The sequence below is a fragment of the Nocardia takedensis NBRC 100417 genome (genome assembly GCF_000308695.1).
Classification (GTDB): domain Bacteria; phylum Actinomycetota; class Actinomycetes; order Mycobacteriales; family Mycobacteriaceae; genus Nocardia; species Nocardia takedensis.
In genome coordinates this window covers 45,614-68,820 of the sequence record NZ_BAGG01000103.1, presented here as the reverse complement: position 1 = coordinate 68,820, position 23,207 = coordinate 45,614, and the positions used below count along the sequence as shown (strand labels likewise).

Sequence of the window (23,207 nt, the reverse complement as noted above, 5' to 3'; positions counted from 1 at the left end):
GGACGTTCCGTCAGCGCTTCTCCGGCTTGCGCCGTTCGGCGCGCTGGGGTTCGCGTTCCCGGTAGCGGACATTGGGCCGCGGATGCGGCGGCGCCTCACCGCGCTGCCTGCCGCCGCGCGGCGGTTCGTCCGCGCGCGGCACCGCGGCGGCTTGGCGGGCGGCGTTGCCGCGGCCCTGCGCCGGCCTGCCCTCGCGGGGCCGCCCTTGTCCTTGCCCCTTGGCCGCGACCCGCGGCGGCTTGTCCGCCACCTCGTCGGAGGGGCGCTTGCCGCCCGGGCGCGGCGGCTCGTACTTGTCGGTCTTCTGATCGGCGATGTCCACGATCGGCTCCGGCTTGGGCCGCGGCCTGCGCTTGACGGGCGCGTCCTCCGCGCGTGACGTGTCTTTCCCTTTCGCGCCGCCTTTGCCCGAGCCCGCCCGACCCGCCGCCGTCTTGGCCGACTTCTTCGCGGGCGCGCCCTTGCGCGCCCGATCGACCGTCGAATCGCGGCCCCAACTGGTGCCGCGCCGGGCCTCGTCGTCCTTGGCCGCGTTCTCGCCGTTGCGATGCAGGTAGATCCGCAGGCCGCCGAGCGCGAGCACCAGCGAGGTGGCCAACATCATCACCGGGAACCGGTCGACCAGCGGGATCGCCAGGTTCAGCAGGATGTCCTTGACGCCGGTGGAGGATCCCTCGGTCAACTGCTGGTAGGCCAGCGGCACGGCGAGGAACAACAGCAGCGGCGGCAGCACCATCGCGGTGAACAGGCCCCGGTAGCGCACGGCGCACACCGCCGCGACACAGCCCACGACATACAGTGCGGCGAAGGTGCCGGTCAGATCATCGCCGCCGCCGTTGGCATCGATGAAGAACCCGAGGAACGTGCAGGCAACCGCAATGAGGATCGCGGCCCCGGCGGGGATTCCCGAGACCGAGGGCAGGATCGAACGTTGCGGCGCGGGCACCCGGGATCGCACACGTTGGGAAGCAGCCACGTAAAGACACTAACCGCCGGCGCGTCGGTGGGCGTTACGGCACGGCCTGCCACCGGGTAGCGAGGATCACATCGGGGCCGGGAGAATCCGTCGTCCGGGCTCGCGCGCGGCTCAGTCCTCGGCGTCGGCGAACCCGACCGCGCGCGGCCAGGAATCGACCCGACGAACGGCGGGCAACTCCTCCTCGGCCAGCTCCAACTCGTGCAATCGGCGCGCGGTGACCAGGACCCGCGACTCCACCGAGGCGACCGCCTGGTTGAAGGAGTCGACGGTCTTGCCCAGTTGCGCGCCGAGTTTGTCCAGGTGACGACCGGTCAGGCCGAGGCGCGTGTAAAGCTCCCTTCCCAATTGCTGAACTGTTGCCATGTCGCGGGAAAGCGCTTCCTGTCGCCAACTGAAGGCCACGGTCCGCAGCAGCGCGATCAACGTGGTCGGGGTCGCGAGGATCACATTTCGGCCGAAGGCGTACTCCAGCAGGCCCGCGTCGGTGGTGAGCGCGGCGTCCAGGAACGGGTCGCCGGGGACGAACAGCACCACGAATTCCGGCGACGGGTCGAACGCCGCCCAGTACGCCTTGTCCGCGAGTCGGTCGACGTGGGTGCGCAGGTGTTTGGCGTGGGTGCGCAGCAGGTCGGCGCGCGCGTCCGGGTCCTCGGCGGTACTGGCGTTCAGATAGGCGTCGAACGGGACTTTCGCGTCGACCACGATGTGCCGCCCGCCCGCCAGTCGCACCACCAGGTCCGGGCGGACCAGACCGGCGTGGTCGCCGGTGGCGGTCCGGCTGACCTGGGTGTCGAAATCGCAGTGCCGCGTCATCCCGGCGAGTTCGACCACCCGTTCCAACTGGATCTCACCCCAGCGCCCGCGCACCTGCGGGGCGCGCAAGGCCGCGACCAGTTGACCCGTCTGCCCCGACAGTTGGTGGGAGACCCGGTGGATGCCCGCGACCTGTTCGCGCAGACCGGCGTAGGCGTCGACGCGCTGGTGTTCGATCCGGCGGATCTGTTGATCGAGCGCGCCGACCGCTTCGCGCAGCGGTTCCACCATCGCGCCCACGGCGTGGGAATGTCGGCGTGCCGCATCCTCGTTCGCCGCGTTCAAAGATTGGCGCAGCAGTCGTTCGTTGTCGCCCGCGGCGGCGAGTCTGGCCTCGGCGGCGGCGGTGCGTTGCCCCGCGCGGGCGGAGTGGCCGAGCCAGCCGATCCCCACCCCGGCGGTGAATACCAGCATCAGTGCGACGAGCATCGGTGCGGTCATGCCGGTGATGGTGCACCACGGCACCGACACATTCCGCGCGGCCCCGCTATCGAGTGGCGATCGACCTGGGATCGGGTGGAACTGCCGCAACCGGGATCTCGTGAAGTAGACCGACCAGTCTGGCAAACGATCCGGAAAACGCCGCCGGACACGCCGTGACGAATGCGACGAATCCGACACGGAGTCGACGGCGATTGAATTGTGTCGGTGGGTGCGCCTACGGTGTGCGCCCATGCGGATGCTGCACACCTCGGATTGGCACATCGGGCGTACCTTCCACGGTGTCGATCTGCTCGCCGACCAGGAACGCGCGCTGCTGGCCATCGCCGACCTGGTCCGGGAGGAGCGGGTCGAGGCGGTCCTCGTCGCGGGCGACGTCTACGACCGATCCGTCCCCGGCGCCGACGCGATCGCGGTGTGCAACCGCGGATTCGAGGCCATCCGCGCGGCGGGCGCGGTGATCGTCGCCACCTCCGGCAACCACGATTCGCCCACCCGACTCGGCGCGGGCGCGCGGTTCGCCGCCGCGGGCGGGCTGTATCTGCGCACCACCGTCGCGGGCGCGGGCGAACCGGTCCTGCTGCGCGACGACCACGGCGAGATCGCCTGCTACGGCATCCCCTATCTGGAACCCGAGATCACCCGCGCCGAACTCGGCGTCCTCCAGGCGCGTTCGCACGCCGACATCCTCGCCGCCGCCATGGCGCGCATCCGGGACGACATCGAGCGGCGCGCGCCCATCCGCACGGTGGTGCTCGCGCACGCCTTCGTCGTCGGCGGCGAGGCCACCGGTTCGGAGCGCTCGATCTCGGTCGGCGGTGTCGAGACGGTGCCGCGCTCGGCCTTCGACGGCATCGACTACGTGGCGCTCGGTCACCTGCATTCACCGCAGGTGCTCGCGGAATCGGTGCGCTACAGCGGATCTCCGCTGCCCTACTCCTTCGGCGAGAGCTCCCACCGCAAGGCGGTGTGGATCGTCGACCTGGACGCCGCCGGCCTGGGCGAGGTGCGCCGGCGCGACCTGCCGGTGGTGCGCGGGCTGAGCAAACTGACCGGCACCGTCGAGGAACTGCTGGCCGACCCCGTGCACGCCGCGGCCGAAGACCACTACGTCGCGGCCACCCTCACCGACATCGCCCGTCCGGTCGACGCGCTGCGCACTCTGCGCGATCGGTTCCCGCACATCGTCCACGTGGAATGGGCACGCCCGGAGGGCGATACGGTGCTGCGCTACCGTGAACGCGTGCACGGTCGTCGCGACAGCGAGGTCGCCCGGAGCTTCCTCACCGACGTGCGGGGCGAGCCCTCCGCGGGCGAGATCCGCTGGCTGGACCGGGCGCTCGCCGCGGCGGTCGCCGAAACCGATCATCCGCGCCGTCCCGCGCCGGTCACGGGCGACCTCGACGCGTGAACACCGAACGGGGGTACGCCATGCGGCGGTGCACGGGGAAGGGGCGCGTATGAGACTGCACCGGTTGGAGATGACGGCGTTCGGTCCGTTCGCCGCGCCCACCGTCATCGACTTCGACCAACTCGGGGCCGACGGCCTGTTCCTGCTGCACGGGCGGACCGGCGCGGGCAAGACCACGGTCCTGGACGCCATCGCCTTCGCCCTCTACGGCAGCGTCCCCGGCGCGCGCGGGGAGAGCAAACGTCTGCACTCCGATCACGCCGACGAGCGCACCCCGCCGCGCGTGGAACTCGAGGCCACCCTGGGCGGCCGTCGGGTCCGGTTGGTCCGCACACCGGAATTCCACCGGCCCAGCAAGCGCGCGAAGAACGGCTTCGTCAAGGAGAACCCGTCCGCCACCCTGGAATGGTTGGACGGCCGCGGGGTCAACTTGTCGCGGCTCACCGACATCGGCGACGAGATCATCCGCCTGCTCGGGATGAGCGCCGACCAGTTCTTCCAGGTCGTGCTGCTGCCCCAGGGCGATTTCGCGAAATTCCTGCGCGCGGAGAACGAGGATCGCGAACGACTGCTCGAAAAGCTGTTCGACACACGTCGATTCGGTGACGCCGAACAATGGTTGACCGAACGCAAGCGCGCGTCGGAAGCCGAGATGAAGGTGCGCGGCGACGCGATCGACCGGCTCATCGACAAGGTCGCCATCGCGGCGGACCGGCATGTCACCGAGGCCGTCGCGCCCGGCGAGGCCGAGGTGTGGTCGCAGGAACTGCTCGCGGCGGCGCGCGCCGAACTGACCACGGTCACCGCCGACTGGGAACGTCACCGGGTCGCGGCCGCCGAGGCCCGCTCCCACGCCGAACGACACCGTCGACTGGCGCGGCAACGCGCGCGGATCGCGGATGCGCGAGGATTCCTCGATCGCTATGCCGCGGGTTCCGCCCACCGCGCCGCGCTGACCGCCGAACTGGAACTGGCCCGCCGCGCCCAACCCGTCGCCGAGGCCATCGACGAGGCGCGCACGGTGGTGGTGGCGAGCAGACAGCGACAGACGCAACGGGACGAGGCCGAGGCGCGGTTGGTGTCCGCTGTCCTCGCGCCGGAGGCCGCCGATCTCGGTGGCGCCGAATTGCTCGCGGAGGCAACCGATTCAGCGAATCCGGTGCTGCGTGCCGACGCCGATGTCGACGCGGTGATTCGCCGGTGGAGTGCCCGCTCGGGCGCGTTGGACGAGGTGCGCGGCGATGCCGAGGCGGCCCCGCGGTTGTCCGCCGACCTCGCGCAGGCACGGGCCGAGGACGAGCGACTCGCGGCGCGCATCGCCGAGTCGACCCGCCGCCGGGCGGCGCTGCCCGCGGCCATCGCCACGGCCGAGGTCCGCCTGCGCGAGGCGACCGCCGCCGCGGCCACCGCACCCGCCTTGGCCGCCGAACTCGAACGGTTGCGCACGGCCGCCGACGCGGCGGTGGACCTGGCTCGCCGCCGTCCCGAACTCGACCGCGCCCGAGTCGAACTCGAAACCGCCAGGTCCGCGCACAACGACGCGCGCGAACGGGTGCTCGCGCTGCGGGAACGTCGACTGGCGGGCATGGCGGCCGAACTGGCCGGTCAGTTGGTCGCGGGGGAGCCGTGCGCGGTGTGCGGGTCGGCCGAGCATCCCGCTCCCGCGACGCCCGCCGCCGAACAGGTCTCAAAAGAGGCCGAGCAGGCCGCGATCACCGCCGAGCGGGCGGCGGAGACGGCCCGCGACGACGTCCAGAACCGCATCAACGCCCTCGAAGTGCGGATCGAGAACCTCAAAGCGGTGGGCGGTGACGCCGATCCGGTCGATCTGGCCGCGCGGCGTCGCGCCGCCGCCGACCGCTACACCGATGCCGCCGAGAGCGCCGAACTGGTCGACGCCTGCACCGCCGATCTGACCCGCCTGCGCGGCGCGGACGCCGAACTGGGCGAGGAGGTGAGCGCCGCCGAGAACCGGCGCGGTGCGATCGCCACCGGGATCGCGTCGACCGAAGCCCGCCTGACCGAGATCACCGACCGATTGCGCGCCGCGGCGGGCGCCGACCGTGACATCGCCGCCCGCCGTCGCCGACTGGACGCCCTCGTCGGCGCGGCGAGCGCGTTCCGCTCCGCCCGCGACGCGGCCGTGGCCGCCGCCGACCATGTCGTCGCGGTCGCCGCCCGGGTCGAGAGTGCCGCGAACGCGGCCGGTTTCACCGCCGACGTCCGTGCCGTGGCGGGGGAGGAACTGACCCTGCTCAAGGCGTACGCGGCGGTCGTGGCCGAGGCGGCGCGCCCGCAGCGCCGCCAGGACGAGATCGACACCGAACTGCGCGCCGCCGAGGAGGACCGGGTGCGCGCGGAAAGCGTGCTCGCCGACCCCGAGTCCAGGGCGGCCGAAGCCGAGGCACCGCGGGACCTCGCCGAGGTGGACGGCGCCGAGGCCGCGGCGCAGGCCGCGTTGGAAGCCGCCGTCGCCACGCACGCCGAGGCCACCCGACGGGTGAGCCAACTCGAGGATCTGGGCGCGCAACTGTGGGCCGCGCTGGACCACATCGCCCCGCTGCGCCGCGCCCACACCGAACTCGCCGCGCTGGCCGAGGTGGTGGCGGGGCGCGGCGAGAACAACCGCCGGATGTCGTTGCGCTCCTACGTTCTCGCCGCGCGCCTGGAGGAAGTCGCGGTCGCCGGTTCCGTGCGACTGCGCCGAATGTCGGGTGGCCGTTACGAATTCGTCCACACCGACCGCGCGGGCAAGTACGGCCGCCGCGGCGGCCTCGGTCTCGACATCCGCGACGACTACACCGGTGCGATCCGCCCCGCCAAAACCCTCTCCGGCGGCGAGACCTTCATGGCCTCGCTGTCCTTGGCCCTGGGCCTGGCCGACACCGTGGCCGCCGAATCCGGCGGGCTACGCCTGGACACCTTGTTCATCGACGAGGGTTTCGGCAGCCTCGACTCCGACACCCTCGACGCCGTCATGGGCGTCCTGGACGAACTCCGCGCGGGCGGTCGGGTGGTCGGCATAGTCAGCCACGTGGACGAGATGCGCCAACGCATTCCCAGCCGCCTCCACGTCATCCGCGGCCGCGAGGGCTCCCACCTGAAATCCACCGTCGCCTGACCCGGAGGTTTCCGCCGAGTCTTCGGGCGGGAGTGTGGTCCCCCGCCCGCAGCATCGAGGTTTCAGGCGCGGTGTTCGTGGGCGAGGAGCCATTGTTTGGCGGGCAGGCCCCAGCGGAAGCCGCCGAGTGCGCCGCCGATGCGGATGACGCGGTGGCAGGGGACGAACAGGGCGGCGGCGTTGCGGGCGCAGGCGTTGGCGGCGGCGCGGGTGGCGGCGGGGCAGCCCGCGACGGCGGCGAATTCGGTGTAGGTGACCGGGTCGCCCGCGGGGATCTTGCGCAGGATCGTCCAGGCGTGCAGGAGGAATTCGCCGGAGTGTTGGGCGACGGGGATGTCGTCGATGGCGGTGACCTCGCCGCGGTGGTAGGCCGTCACGGCGTCGCCGATGGCTCCGAGGTCGGGGCGTTCGCGCAGGTCGGTGGGGCGCAGGCGCGGGTGGACGAGGGTGCGCAGGTTCTCGGCGTCGGCGGTCCACCCGGAGGCGAGGACCGCGCCGTCGCTGTCGGCGAGGGCGGTGAACGGGCCGATGGGGGTGGTGAGGGTGGTGTAGTCCGCGGTGCGGGTCATGGTGCTCGCCTTTCGGTTCGGGTGGGTCAGCGCGCGGCGCGTCCGGCCAGCGCGGCCTTCCACAGGTGCATGGACAGGTAGGACCGCCACGGGGCCCAGCGGGCAGTGTCGGTGAGGTCGACGCCGAGCAGGGTCGCGCCTTGGCGCACGACCAGGTCGGTGCCGAGCAGGATGTCGGGGTCGGCGAGCAACCGCATGGTGACGTAGTCGGCGGTCCACGGGCCGACGCCTTCCAGCGCGAGCAGGTCGCGGCGCAGGTCGGCGGCGGTGCGGCCCGGATGCAGTTGCAGGTCGCCGGTGGCCAGGGCGGTGGCCGCGCCGACGATGGAGCGTACCCGCCGTCCGGGGCCGGTGAGGACGTCCATGCCGCGTTCGGCGATGGCGGCGGCGGTGGGGAACAGTCGGGGGACGGGTCCGTCGACGGTTTCGCCGAGCGCGTCGACCAGGCGCGCGGTGTGGGTGGCGGCGGCCGAGACCGAGATCTGCTGCCCGATCATGGTGCGCAGCAGCAGTTCGTGGCCGTCGAGGCAGCCGGGAACCCGGATGCCGGGGCTGAACAGCGGTCTGCGGGCGTCGTCCACGTGCGGCGGTTCTTCGGTGGCGGGCGCGGTGCCCGCGTCGGGCAGTTGTTCACCGTCGAGGTCTTCGGGCTCGGTGTGGCGGGGCAGTACACCGAGGACTTCGTCGATGCCGACCGGGTCGGCGTCGAGGTCGAGCAGATGCCGCAGTCGGGCGACGGTGGGCGCGAGGTCGCGCATGTCGTGCAGGGCGAGTTCGGCGCGCACGTGGTCGCGCTGGAAGCTCAGGCGGGTGGTGGCGTGCCCGAGCGGGGTGCGCAGGGTGCGGGTGTAGGCGTGGTCTTCCCACAGTTCCATGCCGGGGGCGACGTGGGCGGAGAGGAACCATTCCAGCCAGGATCGGTCCAGGGGTTCGCGGTAGGGGAGCCGCAGGGTGAGCGAGCCGTTGGTGGCCTGCGCGGGGGCGGTGTCGCGACGGGCCCGCTGCGCTTCGGTGCGCATGGTGGTGGGGCTGACCGCGAAGACCTCGCGGACGGTGTCGTTGAACTGGCGGATGCTGGCGAAGCCCGCCGCGAACGCGATGTCGGACATGGGCATCGCGGTGGTCTGGATGAGCAACCGCGCGGTGTGGGCGCGGTGGGCGCGGGCCAGGGCCAGCGGCCCCGCGCCGAGTTCGGTGGTCAGGACCCGGGTGAGTTGTCGCTGCGAGTAGCCGAGGGTGGCGGCCAGCGCTGGCACGCCGCCGCGTTCGATGACCCCGTCGCCGATCAGGCGCATGGCCCGGGCGGCGAGGTCGGCCCTGGTGTTCCACAGCGGGGAGCCGGGGGCGGCGTCGGGCAGGCAGCGGCGGCAGGCGCGGTATCCCGCGTGCTGGGCGGCCGCCGCGGTGGGTAAGAAGGTGACGTTGGAGCGCTTGGGGGTGATGGCCGGGCACGAAGGGCGGCAATAGATCCCGGTGGTCCGTACCGCCGTGAAGAATTGCCCGTCGAAGCGCGAGTCGCGCGTCGACACCGCTCGATAACACCGCTCGAAATCCAACGCCGTGATCGTCACGTAATCAACAATGTCAGCTCGCGCGCGGCCGTGCTAGCGGGTTTCGGACACGTAGGGTTGTCGCCGGGGATTCGGGGGCAATCTCCGGTCTCAACAGCAGCGTTGCTGCGGATTCCGATCGGCCTCGGCCCAGCGTTCGCGCCAGTACTCGCGCTCGCTGGGAATCGGGCGTCCCGGATGTCTGCGCCGCAGGTGTTCGACGTAGCGACGGTAGTCCTGACCGCCGAGCACCGAACTGAACCACCAGGTGACACCACGCGCGGCCGTGCGGAGACGTGCGAAACCCACCCGCGCGACCTCGCTCATTCCGCCTTCTCCGCGACCTTCTCCGCGGCCCCAGGCGCGCGCACCGTACCGGCCTCGATCAGCGCGTCCCACTGTTTCTGCACGTCGCGCTCGGCCTTGGTCGCCAGGAACCCGCTCGGCGCGAAGATCGCCGACGGTTCCTCCGGCGATTCGGTCGTCGTCGATCCGCCCGACCGCAGCGCCCGCGCGCACACGACCGCGCCGACCACGGCCACGACCAGGACGAGCACCGCGAACACGATCGAGAGCGTGCCCTGGATGAAGGTGTTGCGCAGGGCGGTATCGACCTGATCCGGTTTGGCCGTCAGACAGCCTTTCCCCGCGTCCTTCGCCGCCTGACACAGGCTATGTTGTTTCCAGTAGCCGAGTTTCGGGTCGGCGGAGAAGATCTTCTGCCACGAGGCGGTCATCGTCACCACCAGATCCCAGACCAGCGGAATGCCGGGAATCCAGGCGTATTTCACCAACCCCTTCTTCACGACGATGGTCAGCACGACCGTCAGCGCCACCGCGGCCAACAGTTGGTTGGCGATGCCGAACAGCGGATAGAGCGCGTTGATCCCGCCGAAGGGATCGTTGACGCCCATCAGCAGCACCGACCCCCACGCGGCCACCACGACCAGCGAGCACAGCCACGCCCCGACCCGCCACGACGGGTCCTTGAATTTGCGCAGCGGCCCACCGAAATTGCCGAGCGCGTCGGAGACGATGAATCGGGCGACACGGGTGCCCGCGTCGATCGTGGTGAGGATGAACAGCGCCTCGAACATGATCGCGAAGTGGTACCAGAACGATTTCATGCTCGCGCCGCCCAGGAATTCGGAGAACACCTGGGAGATGCCGATGGCCAGCGTCGGGGCGCCGCCGGTGCGCGAGATGATCGAGGTCTCGCCGACGTCGGCGGCGGTCTGCGCGAAATCGGCCGGGGTGGCGGGCGGTCCGGACAGGCCGAGTGAATTCGTGTACGCGGCGGCGGTTTCCGGGGTGCCGCCGGTGAGCGCGGCGGGTGCGTTCATGCCGAAATACAGATGCTGGTCGATGATCGAGGCGGTGATGATCGCCATGACGGCGACGAAGGATTCCATCAGCATCCCGCCGTAGCCGATCATCTTCGTCTGGGATTCCTTGGCCAACAGTTTCGGTGTGGTGCCCGAGGAGACCAGCGCGTGGAATCCCGAGAGCGCGCCGCAGGCGATGGTGATGAACAGGAACGGGAACAGGCTGCCGGCGAAGGCGGGGCCGGTGCCGGACCCGGCGAATTTCGAGATCGCGGGCGCCTCGAGCACCGGCATGGTCACCAGGATGCCGATGGCCAGCAGTCCGATGGTGCCGATCTTCATGAACGTGGACAGGTAGTCGCGCGGGGCCAGCAGCAGCCACACCGGCAGCACGGAGGCGACGAAACCGTAGGCGATGAGCAGCCAGGCGATCGTGGTGGTCGAGAGCGTGAACCAGTCCTCGCCCCACCCGGTGTCGGCGACCCAGCCGCCGCCGACGATCGCGGCCAGCAGCAGCACGATGCCGATCGCGGAGACCTCGCCGACCTTGCCGGGCCGCAGGAACCGCAGGTAGACGCCCATGAACAGGGCGATGGGGATGGTCATGCCGATGGAGAACACGCCCCACGGGCTCTCACCGAGCGCGTTGACGACCACCAGGGCCAGCACCGCCAGCAGGATCATCATGATGACGAGGATCGCCACGATCGCGGCGGCGCCGCCGACCGCGCCGAGTTCGTCGCGGGCCATCTGGCCGAGGCTGCGGCCGCGCCGTTTCGTGGAAGCCCACAGCACCAGGTAGTCCTGCACCGCGCCCGCGAGGACCACGCCGACAACGATCCAGATGGTGCCGGGCAGATAGCCCATCTGCGCGGCGAGCACCGGACCGACCAGCGGCCCGGCGCCGGCGATGGCGGCGAAATGGTGTCCGTAGAGGACCCGCCGGTCCATCGGCAGGTAATCCTTGCCGTTCTCCAGGATTTCGGCGGGTGTGGCCAGATCGTCGCGCGGTCTGGTGATCTTCCATTCGATGAAGCGCGCGTAGAGCCGATAGGCGATGACATACGTGCACACCGCGGCGACGACGATCCAGACGGCGTTGACGTTCTCCCCGCGCGCCAACGCGAGAATCGCCCAGGCCACACCGCCGAGGAGGGCGAGTACGGCGAGGACGGCTTTGTCGGTGGCGCTCATCGGTCTGCGATCGACCACGCCGACGGGCGGCAGTTCCGGATCGGTCCGCAGGTATTCGATTGCCACCATCTGACCACTCTCCCGTAGCGCACTTCAGAGCGTTGTCCGAACGAAGTCAACGTAACCGATGGGGGATCGCGACCGTGTGGAATTCCTCCGTCGATCGGTCCCGGTCGGAATTTCTCCCGTGTGTCCCCGGGCTTTCGGCAATTGCCAAAAGTAAGCTGCGAGGCCGTCCCGTGGACCCGTCCCCTGCGCGAGGAGAGTCGTTCTGGAGCACAGCGCGGCGGTTGCCGATACGTGTCCCGCGCCGGGCGCGCGGGTGCGTCGACGCGCCGTACTCGGTGCGGCGCTCGCGCTGCCACTGCTCTCGGCGGGGTGCGCGGGCGACGACGACGCGCTGACCTTCTTCTTCCAAGCCCGCCCCGAGGAGGCCCGGGTCCGCCGGACGATCATCGAGGAGTTCCGGAAACGGCGCCCGGAGATCAGGATTCGCACGATCGTGTCCGGGCCGGACCCGTTGCAGCAGATGCTCACCTACTGCGCGGGCGGGCGCTGTCCCGATGTGCTGATGGCCTGGGAGTTGCTGTACGCGGGCTTGGCCGAACGCGGCGTGCTGCTGGATCTGCGCACCCTGCTCGACCGCGATCCGGGCCATGCCGAGGCCCTGCGTGGCGACGGATTCCCGGTCCTGTACGACACCTTCACCTATCAGGGCGGCCAGTACGCGCTGCCCGAGCAGTGGTCGGGGGTGTTCCTCTACTACAACCGGGAACTGTGCGCGCGAGCCGGCGTGCGCCCGCCCGGCCGGTGGGACGCCCCGTGGACATTCGACGAATTCCTCGACGCGACAGAGGCGCTCACCCACCGTGACGAGCGGTGGGGTTTCGTGGACGCCTGGGTTCCGTACTTCTCGGCGGCCTGTTTCGGCATGAACAACGGCGCGCCCTGGTTCGTCCCGCCGGTGAGCCCCACCCGCGCCAACCTCGCCGACCCGCGCTTCGCGGCGGGCTTCCAGTTCTACGCCGACCTGGCGGTGCGCCACCGCGTCGCCCCGCGCCCCGTCGATCAGCAGTCGATGTCGGCCCCCGACCTGTTCCGCAACGGCCGGGCCGCGATGGCGCTGGGCGGGCACTGGCTCTACTCCGAATTCGCCGGCGACGATCGCGACATCGACCTGACGGTGCTGCCCGTGGGACCGCACGGCGGCCCCGGCGCGATCACCGATGTCGGTTGCACCGGCTTGGCCATCGCGGCCGACAGCCCCCGTATCGAACAGGCGTGGGAATTCGTGAAATTCGCCACCGGACCGGAAGGGCAGGCGATCGTGGCGCGCTCGGGGCTGTTCGTGCCGGTCCTGCGTTCGGCGATGGCCTCGCCGGGTTTCGCCGAAGCGCACCGCGACGTCGAGAACCTGTCTGTCCTGACCGAGGGGCCGAATCATTCACGGCCGCTGCCGATCACGCCCGCCTGGGGCAAGGTGTCGGCGCTGCTGGAACGCGGCGGCAACCGGGTGCTGCGCGGCGCGGCGCGGGCGTCCTCGCTCGATCCGGCTGAAATCGACGAGATCCTGGGACAACAGTGACCTCGCGCCGAGCGGCCCCGCCCCGCGAAACAAGTCACATCACGGCGGATTCCGCTGTCGGTCCGCCGCGCGACCGAGCGACGAACGTGGAACCCGACTCGCCCGCAGACCGCCGCGACCAGGCGCTCCGACCGCCCACGGCACGCTCCGAGGAATCCGGCAGGCATCGCGCCGCCCGCAACGCGCTGGCCCGCCGCCGCGCCCGCGACGGGTGGCTGTTCGTCACGCCGAACCTGCTCGCCGTCGCGGTGTTCCTGCTGTTCCCCCTGGTCGCCTCGCTGTATCTGAGCTTCCAGTCCTGGGACCTGTTCAGCCCCCCGCGTTTCGTCGGCCTCGACAACTATCGTCGCCTGTTCGGCGCGGACCCGCTGTTCCTCATCGCATTACGGAACACCGCCGTGTTCACCCTGCTCACCTTGGTACCGACCGTGGTGATCGGGCTCGCGGCGGCGGCCTCGCTGACCAGTCGCGTCCGCGGGATCGGACTCTTCCGCACCGCCGCGTTCCTGCCGTTGGTGGCCTCCACGGTGGCGATGGCGGTGGTGTGGCGCTTCATGTTCACCACCGAGGACGGCCTGCTCGATCTGGCGCTGGCCCGGATCGGCCTCGGCCCGACGCCGTGGCTCACCGAACCGAGTTGGGCGCTGGTCTCGTTGAGCATCGTCACGGTATGGAAGAGCGTCCCGTTCGCGACCGTCGTGCTGCTCGCCGCCCTGCAAGGGGTTCCGGAAACCCTTTACGAGGCCGCCCGCATCGACGGCGCCGGAGCGCTGCGCCGCTTCTTCTCGATCACGCTGCCGCTGATCCGGGGCCCGCTGTCGTTCGTCTTCGTGATCACGGTGATCGGCTCGGTCCAAGCCTTCGACCAGGCATACGCGCTCACCGGCTCCGACGGCGGACCCGAGACCGGCACCTACCTGCTCGGCATCATGCTGTTCCAGCACGCGTTCGGCTTCTACGAGGTCGGCTACGCGTGCGCGCTGGCTTGGGTGATCTTCGCGATCCTGTTCGCGCTGACCCTGCTGCAACTGCGCTACGCCCGCCGCGAGGAGACGCCGCTGTGAACCGGGCCGACCGGGGCACGGTGCGTCGCCTGACCCGCGGCGCGGCCCTCTACGCGGTGCTCACCGTCATCGCCTGGTGCGCGCTGGCCCCGATCCTGTGGGCGGTGTCGGGTTCGCTGAAACGCGACGGCGAGATCAGCGAACCGACGCTGCTGCCGCGGAGCCCGCGCTGGTCCAACTACGGGCGCGTCTTCGAGGTGCTGCCCCTGGAACGGATGCTGCTCAACACCGTCGTCTACGCGGTCTGCGTCACCGCCGGGCAGGTGTTCTTCTGCTCACTGGCCGGCTACGCCTTCGCCCGCCTGCGCTTTCGCGGCCGCGACCTGCTGTTCCTGGCCTACCTGGGCACGCTGATGGTGCCGCTGACCGTCACCGTCATCCCGCAGTTCTTGATCATGCGGGCCTTCGGATGGGTGGACACGCCGTGGTCGATGATCGTGCCCGGCCTGTTCGGCAGCGCCTTCGGCACCTATCTGATGCGCCAGTTCTTCCGCACCCTGCCCGCCGAACTCGAGGAGGCCGCCATCCTCGACGGCTGCACCACCTGGCAGATCTACTGGCGCGTGCTGCTCCCGCACACCCGTCCGGCGCTGACGGTGCTGGCCGTGCTCACCTGGATCTCGGTGTGGAACGACTTCCTGTGGCCGCTGATCATGCTGCAACGCGACGAATACGCCACGGCCACACTGGGTCTGGTCCGGCTGCAAGGCCAGTACCACACCCAGTGGCCGCTGCTCATGGCGACGTCGGTGGTGATCCTGCTGCCGCTGCTCGCGCTCTACGCGGTGGCGCAGCGGGCCTTCGTGCGCGGGATCGCGCTGACCGGGGGCCGGTGAGGCTCACTCGCCCGCGTAGGTTCCGAAACTCCACAGGTTGCCCTCCGGATCGCGCACGGTGAACCCGCGCGACCCGTAGTCCTCCTCGCGCATCTCGCGCACGACCTCCGCCCCGGCGGCGCGGGCGCGCTCGAACAGCGCGTCGGGATCCGCGCACACCACATACAGCAGTTCGCCGCCGGGTTCGCGCCGCCCGAACGGACCGTCGTCCTTGCCCGCGCTGCCGAACATGACGCCGCCGCCCAGTGGCCAGCGCAGTTCGCCGTGTTCGACGATCGCCGGGTCGTCGTCGCGGGCGTAGAGCGCGGTCAGCCGGAAGCCGAAGGCGTCCACCAGGAATTGCGCCGTCGCGCGGGCGTCGCGTAGTGCCAGGCACGGCCATACGGCCGCCGCGTGGGTGGTCCCGAGGGTGTCGGTTTCGTTCGTCATGCCTTCAGCCTCCGCGTTCGACCCCGTCCGGGTCTTGGACGGATGTAACCTCCTGCGCCAGCCACAGCGTCGGACTGCACCCGGCCAATTCGGCGAAATCCCGGTTCAGATGCGCCTGGTCGTAGTACCCGCAGGTCGCCGCGACCTGGGCCAGCGTGACGTGCGGTGGCGTCCGCTCGATCATCCGCCGAGCCCGCTCGAACCGCGTGATCCGCCCCGCCAACTTCGGCCCGACCCCGAACTCCGCGCCGAACCGACGCGCCAGATGCTGACGGCTCCACCCGACCCGTTCGGCGAGTCGACCGACCGGCGCGACGCCCCCGCTGTCCACCAGCGCCCGCCACGCCCAAGCCAATTCGGGTGCCACCACCCGATTCGGGTCGGCGAGTCCGCCCAGCACCTCGTCGCAGATCGCGAACCGCCGCGACCACGGCGCGGGCCCCTGCAACCGCTCCCACAGTTCGTCGCCCGCGGGACCGGCGACCTGCGCGCACTCCAGTGAGATATTCCACAACTCCCCGGCGGGCAGTCCGAACAGGGTGCGGCACCCCATCGGCGTCAACGCGATCGCGACGCCCTCTTGGTCGCCGGTGTGCGCGATCGAGGCCGAACTGGCCTGCAACCCGCTCAGCACGCACCGGTAGTCCTGCGGCGACTGCCGCGGATCGGTCTGCTCGACCACGTCGATGACCGGGCCGATGGCGACGATGAACGTCAGATGCCGCGACGGCAGCCCCCGGTGCAGACCGGGCGCGTACCCCATCATCCGGTAGCCGAGATAGTGATCGATGAATCCGGCGAGCGCGGGGGCGGGCCGCGCCGTCACCACCTCCGTGGCGGGCTCCATACCCGTCACGCTACGCCCCGCGACAGCGGTGAGAAACCGCACAACCGAGCGGATCGATGGGTGAGATCGCACCGTCCTGCGGTTACGGTTACGCCTCCCAGCTATCAATGGAGGTGTCATGCGTCGGGTCGGGTACGCGTACGGCGGCGGATTCGAACAGCTCGAGATGACATCGAGCGAGGTCCCGACGCCGGGGCAGGGCCAACTGCTCGTCCGCGTCGACGCGATCGGCGTGACCCGCGCGGCCGTGTTCGGGACGCTCACCGCCGACATCGCGGGCGAGGTCGTCGCCGTCGGCGAATGCCTGGACGACTGGATGCCCGGCTACCGGGTCGTCGGCCGGTCCGCCGAACCCGGCTACGCCGAATACGCCCTGCTCGACGCCGACTCGGCGTCCACCATCCCCGACGGCGCCTCCGCCGTCGACGCCGTCGCCCTCGTGCGCTCGGGAATCGTCGCTCTCGGCGCGATCGACGCCGCCCGGCCGCGGTCGGGTGAATCGGCGCTGATCACCGCCGCCGCGGGCGGAGTCGGCCACCTCGCGGTGCAAGCGGCGCGGGTGCGCGGCGCGAAACGCGTCGTCGCCGCGGTGTCGGACCGATCCAAAACCGCCTTCCTCGACGGATTCGGCGTGGACGAGGTCCGCACCTACGACGAACTGTCCACCGTGGAACCGGTCGACATCGTCCTCGACGCCCTCGGCGGTGACCTGCTCGCGCCGCTGCTCACCACCCTCGCCCCGGGCGGTCGCCTGGTCGCCTACGGGTCCGACACCGGCGCGATCGCCCTCGCCGACCTGCTCGACGGCCCCCGCGCGGTGCTCGGCTTCGACGCCGCCCACCTCGCCCGCGACACCCCCGACGTGCACGAACACCTCCGCCAGGAACTGTGGCAGTACTTCGCCTCCGGCCAGGTCGTCCCCACCGTGCACGCCGAATACCCCCTCGCCGACGCCGCCCGCGCCCACGAAGTCCTCGCGGCCCGCGCCAACTTCGGCAAGATCGTGCTCATCCCCTGACCCGGTGCCGGTGGGCGCGGACAGACCCCGCGCCCGCGACGCGTAGACTCCCTACCTCGTGAGTCTCACCCTCGGAATCGTCGGCCTGCCCAACGTCGGAAAGTCGACGCTGTTCAACGCGCTGACCAAGAACGACGTGCTGGCCGCGAACTACCCGTTCGCGACCATCGAGCCGAACGTCGGGGTGGTGCCGCTGCCCGATCCGCGCCTGGACAAGCTGGCCGAGATCTTCGGATCCGAACGCATCGTCCCCGCCGTCGTGTCCTTCGTCGACATCGCGGGCATCGTCAAAGGCGCTTCCGAAGGCGCCGGACTCGGCAACAAATTCCTCGCCAACATCCGCGAAGCCGACGCGATCTGCCAGGTCGTGCGCGTCTTCGCCGACGACGACGTCATCCACGTCGACGGCAAGGTCGACCCGGCCTCCGACATCGAGGTCATCGAAACCGAACTGATCCTCGCCGACCTGCAAACCCTCGAAAAAGCGGTCCCGCGCTTCGAGAAGGAAGCCAAGATCAAGAAGGACCGCAAACCGATCGCCGACGCCGCGAAAGCCGCCCAGGAGATCCTCAACGCGGGCACCACCCTGTTCGCCGCCGGGAACAAGGTCGACACCGAACTGCTCCGGGAACTGTCGCTGCTGACCACCAAACCGTTCCTCTACGTGTTCAACGCCGACGAATCCGTCCTCACCGACGAAGCCAAACTCGCCGAACTGCGCGCCACCGTCGCCCCCGCCGACGCCGTCTTCCTCGACGCCAAAGTCGAAGCCGAACTCCTCGAACTCGACGACGAATCCGCCCTCGAACTCCTCGAATCCATCGGCCAGACCGAACCCGGCCTGCACGCCCTCGCCCGCGCCGGCTTCCACACCCTCGGTCTCCAGACCTACCTCACCGCGGGCCCCAAAGAAGCCCGCGCCTGGACCATCCACCAAGGCGACACCGCCCCCAAAGCCGCGGGCGTCATCCACACCGACTTCGAACGCGGCTTCATCAAAGCCGAAATCGTCGCCTACACCGACCTCCTCGAAGCCGGCTCCATGTCCGCCGCCAAAGCCGCCGGCAAGGTCCGCATGGAAGGCAAGGACTACATCATGTCCGACGGCGACGTAGTCGAATTCCGCTTCAACGTCTGAGCGCGGCGAAGTGCGGTTCTCCGCATCGGCCGAGACGGGAGGTTTGAGCCGCTGCGGATGTCCACCGGCGGGGATGGTTCCATGATGGCGCTTGTTATATAATTGCTCATATAACGAGAGGGGTTCATCATGGCAGTCACCAGCGTCGACCTGGATCCGCAGTTGATCGAGCGCGCCAGGGCGCTCACGGGCGAGCGGTCGAACCGGGCCGTTCTCGATCTCGCGTTGCGTCGTCTCATCGCCTCGAAGCAGAAGGGGGCGATGATCGACGGTATCGCCGGGCTGACCGATCTCGAGAACGAGCTCGGTGCGCCGGTGGTCTCTCCGGGAGAGTTTCCTTCTGCATGACCGACTACCTGGTCGACAACTCGGTGTGGGCCAGGCTGGCCACGGGGGATCCGGCTATCACCGCGCGCCTCCGGCGCATCGAGCGGGCACCGTCCGACTTGTTCGTCACCTGTCCGCCGCAGGTTCTCGAGTTCTGCGACAGCGCGCGGACACCCGAGGAGTACGCGCATTACCGAGAACAGATCTCGCTCGGGTTCCCACTCGAGAACGCACCCGATGAATCGCTCGTGCTCGACATCCAGGAGGCGCTGTGGAGCGTGGGGCTTGTCCGTGCGGCCGGCTCGCTCGATATCCTCATCGCCGGCTACGCCATCGTGAACGACGCCACCGTGCTCGCTACGGACCGCGACTACGAGCACATCGCCAAGGTTTCCGACCTGCGGTGTGAGTACGTCGCGCCTTCGTCGTGACATTGCCTCGTACCGCGAACGCGGTCGAATTCCGCTTGAATGTCTGAGAATTCGTTCGTCGGCGCTCTCGGTTGCTCAGTCGGTGGTGCCGTGGCGGGCTACGTCTTCGCAGAGGATGCGGGGCCAGCGGGCGAGGTCGGCGGGGGTGGCGGCGATTTCGAGGGTGGCGTGGGGGAGGAGGGAGACGAGGGTTTCGGCGGTGGAGACGGGGTGGGCGGGGTCGTCGATCCAGGCCAGGACGGTGGTCGGGACCTGGAGGGCGGTGATCGCCTCGGGGGCGGGGAGGTCGCTGAGGGCGGCTCCGCGGAAGAGGGAGGGGAGGAGGTGTTCGGTGACGTCGGGCACGGTTTCCGGGGTGCCCGCGGTGGCGGGTGGTCGGGGTGCGGTGAGGTCGGCGGCGAGGAAGGCCGCGAGTCCCTGTTCTTCGATCAGGCGGGCGTTCTTGCGGTAGAGCTCGGCTTTGGCGGCGCGGGTGTGCCAGGCGGTCGCCGGCACTAGGAGGGTGAGGCCGGCGAAGCGGTCGGGGTCGCGGACGGCGGCGTGCAGCAGGGTGCCGGTGCCCATGGACGGGCCGACGCCGTGCACTTTCTCACCGGGGAACCAGTGGTCGAGCAACAGCAGTAGATCCTCGGCCAGAACCGACCACCGGTAGTCTTCGGGGACGGCGCGGCCGGTGGAGTGGCCGTGACCTCGGGCGTCGTAGCGCAGCAGCCGTGTGCCGCTGAGTCCTCGGCCGAGGTCGAGGTCCATCAGCCGGTCGCGGTGGCGGCTGGAGGTGAGGCCGTGGAGTTGGACGACGGGGTGTCCGCCCTCGTCGCTCAATTCCACGTCGAGGTCGGCGCCGGGAACGTGGAAGGTCGGCACGTGTGGCTCCAGGGTGCTGAGAAGTCGCTCGGGAAGGAGCCTAGGATACCGTCATGCGGCTGACCAACGTCGCGCACTTGCGCCTCCCGTTCGGCCGACTTCTCGGCTTCGACGTCACCGTCGGTCGGGTGGGCCGTTCGCTTCCCGTGTCCTTCGATCAGCGTCGCCATGTCGGTGCGGGTGATCGGGCCGGATCCTGGATGGCGTTGTCCTTCAGGCTTTCCGAGCCCGTGTCGCCCGAGGATCTGGCGGCCGCGTGGCTCGCGGTGATCCGGCGGCACGGCACGCTGCGGTCGGTCTTCGTGCCGGGCGAGGACGGTGAGCCGCTGCTGCACGAGGTCGAGATCGAGCCCGGCGGGTGGGTCGAGCATGTGATCGCGCCGGGGCAGGCGGTCAACGACGCGCTGCGCGATGTCCTGGACAGCGCGTGCACGCCGTATGGGCGTCCGTCGCATCGGTTGTGCGTGCTGGAGACGGCGGTGGGGCCGACGGTGGTCGTCGCCGCTGACCATTCGCACGTCGACATGTGGTCGATGCTGGTGATCGTGCGCGATCTGCTCGCCGCGCTGGCCGCGGTGCAGAAGGGCGGGTCGCCGTCGCTGCCGTCCGCGCCCGCGTTCGCCGAGCACACCCGCGCGCTGCGGGAGCGTCCGCCCGCGCCCGCCGAGGTGCGTCGCCGCTGGGCGGAGGTCCTGGCGAACAGCGGGGACGTGATGCCGCGGTTCCCGCTGTCACTCGGTGAGGCGACGTTGCAGAAGGAGCGCGTGGAGGTGCGCGACGTCCTCGATGTCGACGACAGCGCCGCGTTCTCCGCGCAGGCCCGCGACGACGGCGTCTCCACGTTGGCGCTGGTCGTCGGCGCGATGACCGAGGTGACCCGCGAATTGGCGGGCACCGCGCTGCGCGCCGTGTTCCCGGTGCACAGCCGATACGAGACCACTTGGCACGATTCGGTCGGCTGGTTCATCACCAATTCGGTGCTCGAGTCGAGCGACGCCGATCCCCGCGCCAGCGCGGAGGCCGTGAAGGAGGCCGTCCGGATGGGGTCGTGGCCGCTCGAGGACATCCTGCGCCCCTGGGGCGGAATGCCAGAAGCCCCGGGCATGTTCGCGATTTCGTGGCTGGATCTGCGTCGGCTGCCGGTGCGGGTCGACGCGACCGGGTTGGAGGCCCAGTACGTCGGCGCGACGATCAGGACCGACGGGGTGATGCTCTGGTTCGTCCTCGACGAGGCCGGCCTGCACCTGCGCTGCCGATATCCCGACACTCCGGAAGCGCGAAAGCATGTCGGCTCCTGGCTGGACACGTTGATCGCCCGGTTGCAGGCCCGGGCGCGGGCGTCGGTCGGCGGTCGACTCCGGCTGGGTGAGCGCACCTATCGCGTGCAGCGCGCGGCGCGCACCGATGTGCCCGCGCTGGTCGCGCTGCTCTCCGACGACGAGATCAGCCGCGCGCGTGAGGTTTCCGAGATCGCCCGCTACGAGGAAGCGTTCGACGCCGTCAGTCGGGATGCCGCCCACTACCTCGCCGTGGTGCGGGACGAGGATGATCGGATCGTCGGCACCATGCAGCTCACCATCATCCCGGGACTGTCCCGGGGCGGCACGACTCGCCTCCAGATCGAGGGGGTTCGGGTCGCCGCCTCGGAACGTTCCCGCGGCATCGGCACCGCGATGCTCGAGTGGGCACACGAGCACGGCAGGCATCGTGGTGCGACATTGGCGCAGGTCACCACCGATCGGGTGCGCGAGCGCGCGCATGCCTTCTACGCGCGGCTCGGATATGACAACGGTCACGTCGGGTTGAAGCGGGCGCTCTGAGGATTCCCGGCCCTCAACGTCCGGCCAGTTCGGCGACGACGGGCGCGAACCGTTCGGCGAAATCCGCGCTCAGGACGAAATAGGAGAAGCCGATCTCCTCGCGCAACCGCTGGATCTCCTGCGCGGCGGCCGCCGGGTCGTCCGGGAGGACGGTCACCGCGTCCGCCGCACGCAGGGCGGCCGGATCGGTGTCCGGCGGCGCCATGTACGGCGCGACGGCGTCGCCGATGACCGGGACGGCGAGTGCGAGTTCGACGTTTCCGTCGGCGCGGAAGTCGCGGGTCAGTCGCTCGACCTCGCCGCGAGGTTGCGCACCCAACGCGAGAGTGACCGTGTCCGCGACCTCGGCCGCCAGCGCCCGCGCCTTGGGACCGGACACCGCCATCGCGACCGGCGTGTGACGGTCGGGGCCGTCGAGATCACGCAAACGGGCGATGGTCTCGCGGATCTCGGCCAACCGTCGATGCGGCGGCGGCACGTTCGACTGTCCCTTCTCCCGGAGTTCGTCCTCGATACCGGGCCTGCCGGTGCCGATACCCATCTCGAAGCGACCGTCCGTCACCAGCGACAGCGAATGCGCCTCCCACGCCGTCAGCCAGGCCGGGCGCAGCGGAGACGCGTACACCCACGTGCCCACCCGCAGATCGGTGCGGGCCGCCACGGTCGCCAACATCGGGGCCGGCGCCGGTTGCGTCAACGGGAAGTCGGGGACCAGCAACGTCGAATAGCCGGTGTCCGCGATACGACGCGCGCGGTCCAGCCAAGTCGGCACATCACTGTCGAGCGGGGCCACGACCCCGAAGCGGAACGGTCTCGTCATATCCGGACTCCTGTCGTTGGAAGCGTTCAGCGGTACCGACGCCGTGATCCGTAGGAACTCATCGTGGCAGCCGGAGTCGCCCGACGAACGTCCGAGACCGCTCATTTCCGGCAATCAGCGGGGCGAACGAACCGACAACACATCCGCTCACCCGTTTCCGGCGAATACGCCTCCTGTTCAGGCGAAGACCGCGACCGGGACGGGACACCGGAAATCGAGGGGCCGACCGGCGTAACATCCGCGAATCACGAGCGATCTTCCAGACAACATCGATCGGAGGTTCGACATGCTTTCCACGAAGCGACTCGTCGCCGGCGCCGCCGTCGCCACCGCAACCGCCGCCACCGGACTGCTCGGCACCGGCGTAGCCCACGCCGACGTCCCCGTCTGGCAGGCCAACTGCCACGTCTACAACATCTTCAACACCGGCGGAATGGCCAACTGCGAACTGCCCACCTGGCATCAGGTGAAACTCACCTGCGTCGCCTGGCCCGTCCCCTTCACCTACTGGAAATACGGCCCGGTCCAATACGGCCAGAACCAATCCTGGGCCGGCTGCGACTCTTTCAACGCCCTGGTGAACGTCGAGGTCGTCCAGGCGTAGTGTTTGCCCGATCAGCTGTTC

General features: G+C 70.1%; 21 protein-coding genes and 1 pseudogene. 12 read left to right on the top strand and 10 right to left on the bottom strand.

Annotation, left to right across the window (positions count from 1 at the left end):
- Positions 1-10: 10 nt before the first annotated feature.
- A complete protein-coding gene (locus ON30_RS22165) occupies positions 11-976 on the bottom strand; it encodes a DUF6542 domain-containing protein (protein WP_218006293.1) in 966 nt (321 codons plus the stop codon).
- A 111-nt stretch (positions 977-1,087) separates the two neighbouring features.
- The gene (locus ON30_RS22160; RefSeq protein WP_040709846.1) at positions 1,088-2,233 is read right to left on the bottom strand and encodes a DNA recombination protein RmuC; all 1,146 of its coding nucleotides are present in this window, start codon (positions 2,231-2,233) and stop codon (positions 1,088-1,090) included.
- 232 nt (positions 2,234-2,465) lie between these two features.
- Here ON30_RS22160 and ON30_RS22155 point away from each other — a divergent pair, with 232 nt between their 5' ends.
- Together ON30_RS22155 and ON30_RS22150 are read left to right on the top strand one after the other, a co-directional pair.
- Positions 2,466-3,644, top strand: a complete 1,179-nt coding sequence (locus ON30_RS22155) for a metallophosphoesterase family protein (protein ID WP_040709765.1) — start codon at positions 2,466-2,468, stop codon at positions 3,642-3,644.
- 49 nt (positions 3,645-3,693) lie between these two features.
- Complete coding sequence (locus ON30_RS22150) at positions 3,694-6,765, top strand: AAA family ATPase (RefSeq protein WP_040709764.1); 3,072 nt, start codon at positions 3,694-3,696, stop codon at positions 6,763-6,765.
- Positions 6,766-6,827: 62 nt separating this feature from the next.
- Here the strand turns inward: ON30_RS22150 and ON30_RS22145 are convergent, their stop codons facing one another.
- The 4 genes from ON30_RS22145 to ON30_RS22130 all read right to left on the bottom strand — a co-directional run bounded on the left by ON30_RS22145 (position 6,828) and on the right by ON30_RS22130 (position 11,472).
- Positions 6,828-7,334, bottom strand: a complete 507-nt coding sequence (locus tag ON30_RS22145) for a methylated-DNA--[protein]-cysteine S-methyltransferase (protein WP_040709763.1) — start codon at positions 7,332-7,334, stop codon at positions 6,828-6,830.
- 26 nt (positions 7,335-7,360) lie between these two features.
- The gene (locus ON30_RS22140) at positions 7,361-8,905 is read right to left on the bottom strand and encodes a DNA-3-methyladenine glycosylase 2 family protein (RefSeq protein WP_040709762.1); all 1,545 of its coding nucleotides are present in this window, start codon (positions 8,903-8,905) and stop codon (positions 7,361-7,363) included.
- A 90-nt stretch (positions 8,906-8,995) separates the two neighbouring features.
- Positions 8,996-9,211, bottom strand: coding sequence for a YbdD/YjiX family protein (locus tag ON30_RS22135; protein WP_051029762.1), 216 nt, complete (start codon positions 9,209-9,211; stop codon positions 8,996-8,998).
- Complete coding sequence (locus ON30_RS22130; RefSeq protein ID WP_040709760.1) at positions 9,208-11,472, bottom strand: carbon starvation CstA family protein; 2,265 nt, start codon at positions 11,470-11,472, stop codon at positions 9,208-9,210. Before ON30_RS22130 ends, ON30_RS22135 begins: the two co-directional genes overlap by 4 nt.
- A gap of 253 nt (positions 11,473-11,725) precedes the next feature.
- Between ON30_RS22130 and ON30_RS22125 the strand changes: the two genes are divergently transcribed.
- The 3 genes from ON30_RS22125 to ON30_RS22115 all read left to right on the top strand — a co-directional run bounded on the left by ON30_RS22125 (position 11,726) and on the right by ON30_RS22115 (position 14,888).
- Positions 11,726-12,988, top strand: coding sequence for an ABC transporter substrate-binding protein (locus tag ON30_RS22125; protein ID WP_040709759.1), 1,263 nt, complete (start codon positions 11,726-11,728; stop codon positions 12,986-12,988).
- A gap of 185 nt (positions 12,989-13,173) precedes the next feature.
- Entirely contained in the window at positions 13,174-14,052 is an 879-nt protein-coding gene (locus ON30_RS22120) for a carbohydrate ABC transporter permease (protein ID WP_040709842.1), read from the top strand.
- Positions 14,049-14,888, top strand: a complete 840-nt coding sequence (locus tag ON30_RS22115; protein WP_040709758.1) for a carbohydrate ABC transporter permease — start codon at positions 14,049-14,051, stop codon at positions 14,886-14,888. The genes ON30_RS22120 and ON30_RS22115 overlap by 4 nt, the downstream gene beginning before the upstream one ends.
- A gap of 3 nt (positions 14,889-14,891) precedes the next feature.
- Here the strand turns inward: ON30_RS22115 and ON30_RS22110 are convergent, their stop codons facing one another.
- Positions 14,892-15,317: a VOC family protein gene (locus ON30_RS22110; RefSeq protein ID WP_040709757.1), complete on the bottom strand. Its 426-nt coding sequence runs from the start codon at positions 15,315-15,317 to the stop codon at positions 14,892-14,894.
- A gap of 4 nt (positions 15,318-15,321) precedes the next feature.
- Entirely contained in the window at positions 15,322-16,164 is an 843-nt protein-coding gene (locus ON30_RS22105; RefSeq protein WP_040709756.1) for a helix-turn-helix domain-containing protein, read from the bottom strand.
- 118 nt (positions 16,165-16,282) lie between these two features.
- Between ON30_RS22105 and ON30_RS22100 the strand changes: the two genes are divergently transcribed.
- The 4 genes from ON30_RS22100 to ON30_RS22085 all read left to right on the top strand — a co-directional run bounded on the left by ON30_RS22100 (position 16,283) and on the right by ON30_RS22085 (position 19,078).
- Positions 16,283-17,182, top strand: coding sequence for a quinone oxidoreductase family protein (locus ON30_RS22100; protein WP_040709755.1), 900 nt, complete (start codon positions 16,283-16,285; stop codon positions 17,180-17,182).
- 58 nt (positions 17,183-17,240) lie between these two features.
- On the top strand, positions 17,241-18,320 hold the full coding sequence (ychF, locus tag ON30_RS22095) for a redox-regulated ATPase YchF (RefSeq protein ID WP_040709754.1): 1,080 nt from the start codon (positions 17,241-17,243) through the stop codon (positions 18,318-18,320).
- Between the two features lie 129 nt (positions 18,321-18,449).
- On the top strand, positions 18,450-18,668 hold the full coding sequence (locus ON30_RS22090) for a type II toxin-antitoxin system VapB family antitoxin (RefSeq protein WP_040709753.1): 219 nt from the start codon (positions 18,450-18,452) through the stop codon (positions 18,666-18,668).
- Positions 18,665-19,078 (top strand): PIN domain-containing protein, encoded by a 414-nt coding sequence (locus ON30_RS22085; RefSeq protein WP_040709752.1) that lies wholly within the window; start codon positions 18,665-18,667, stop codon positions 19,076-19,078. Before ON30_RS22090 ends, ON30_RS22085 begins: the two co-directional genes overlap by 4 nt.
- A 75-nt stretch (positions 19,079-19,153) precedes the next feature.
- Here the strand turns inward: ON30_RS22085 and ON30_RS22080 are convergent, their stop codons facing one another.
- On the bottom strand, positions 19,154-19,942 hold the full coding sequence (locus ON30_RS22080) for an alpha/beta fold hydrolase (RefSeq protein ID WP_040709750.1): 789 nt from the start codon (positions 19,940-19,942) through the stop codon (positions 19,154-19,156).
- Between the two features lie 53 nt (positions 19,943-19,995).
- Between ON30_RS22080 and ON30_RS42550 the strand changes: the two are divergent.
- Together ON30_RS42550 and ON30_RS42545 are read left to right on the top strand one after the other, a co-directional pair.
- Positions 19,996-20,958, top strand: a pseudogene (locus ON30_RS42550) (condensation domain-containing protein); the annotation flags it as partial.
- Positions 20,959-21,150: 192 nt separating this feature from the next.
- Complete coding sequence (locus ON30_RS42545; protein WP_439928891.1) at positions 21,151-21,762, top strand: GNAT family N-acetyltransferase; 612 nt, start codon at positions 21,151-21,153, stop codon at positions 21,760-21,762.
- A gap of 13 nt (positions 21,763-21,775) precedes the next feature.
- Here ON30_RS42545 and ON30_RS22070 read toward each other — a convergent pair whose 3' ends face one another.
- The gene (locus ON30_RS22070; RefSeq protein WP_040709841.1) at positions 21,776-22,582 is read right to left on the bottom strand and encodes an LLM class flavin-dependent oxidoreductase; all 807 of its coding nucleotides are present in this window, start codon (positions 22,580-22,582) and stop codon (positions 21,776-21,778) included.
- A gap of 286 nt (positions 22,583-22,868) precedes the next feature.
- Between ON30_RS22070 and ON30_RS22065 the strand changes: the two genes are divergently transcribed.
- Positions 22,869-23,186: a hypothetical protein gene (locus ON30_RS22065; protein WP_040709746.1), complete on the top strand. Its 318-nt coding sequence runs from the start codon at positions 22,869-22,871 to the stop codon at positions 23,184-23,186.
- Positions 23,187-23,207 lie beyond the last annotated feature (21 nt).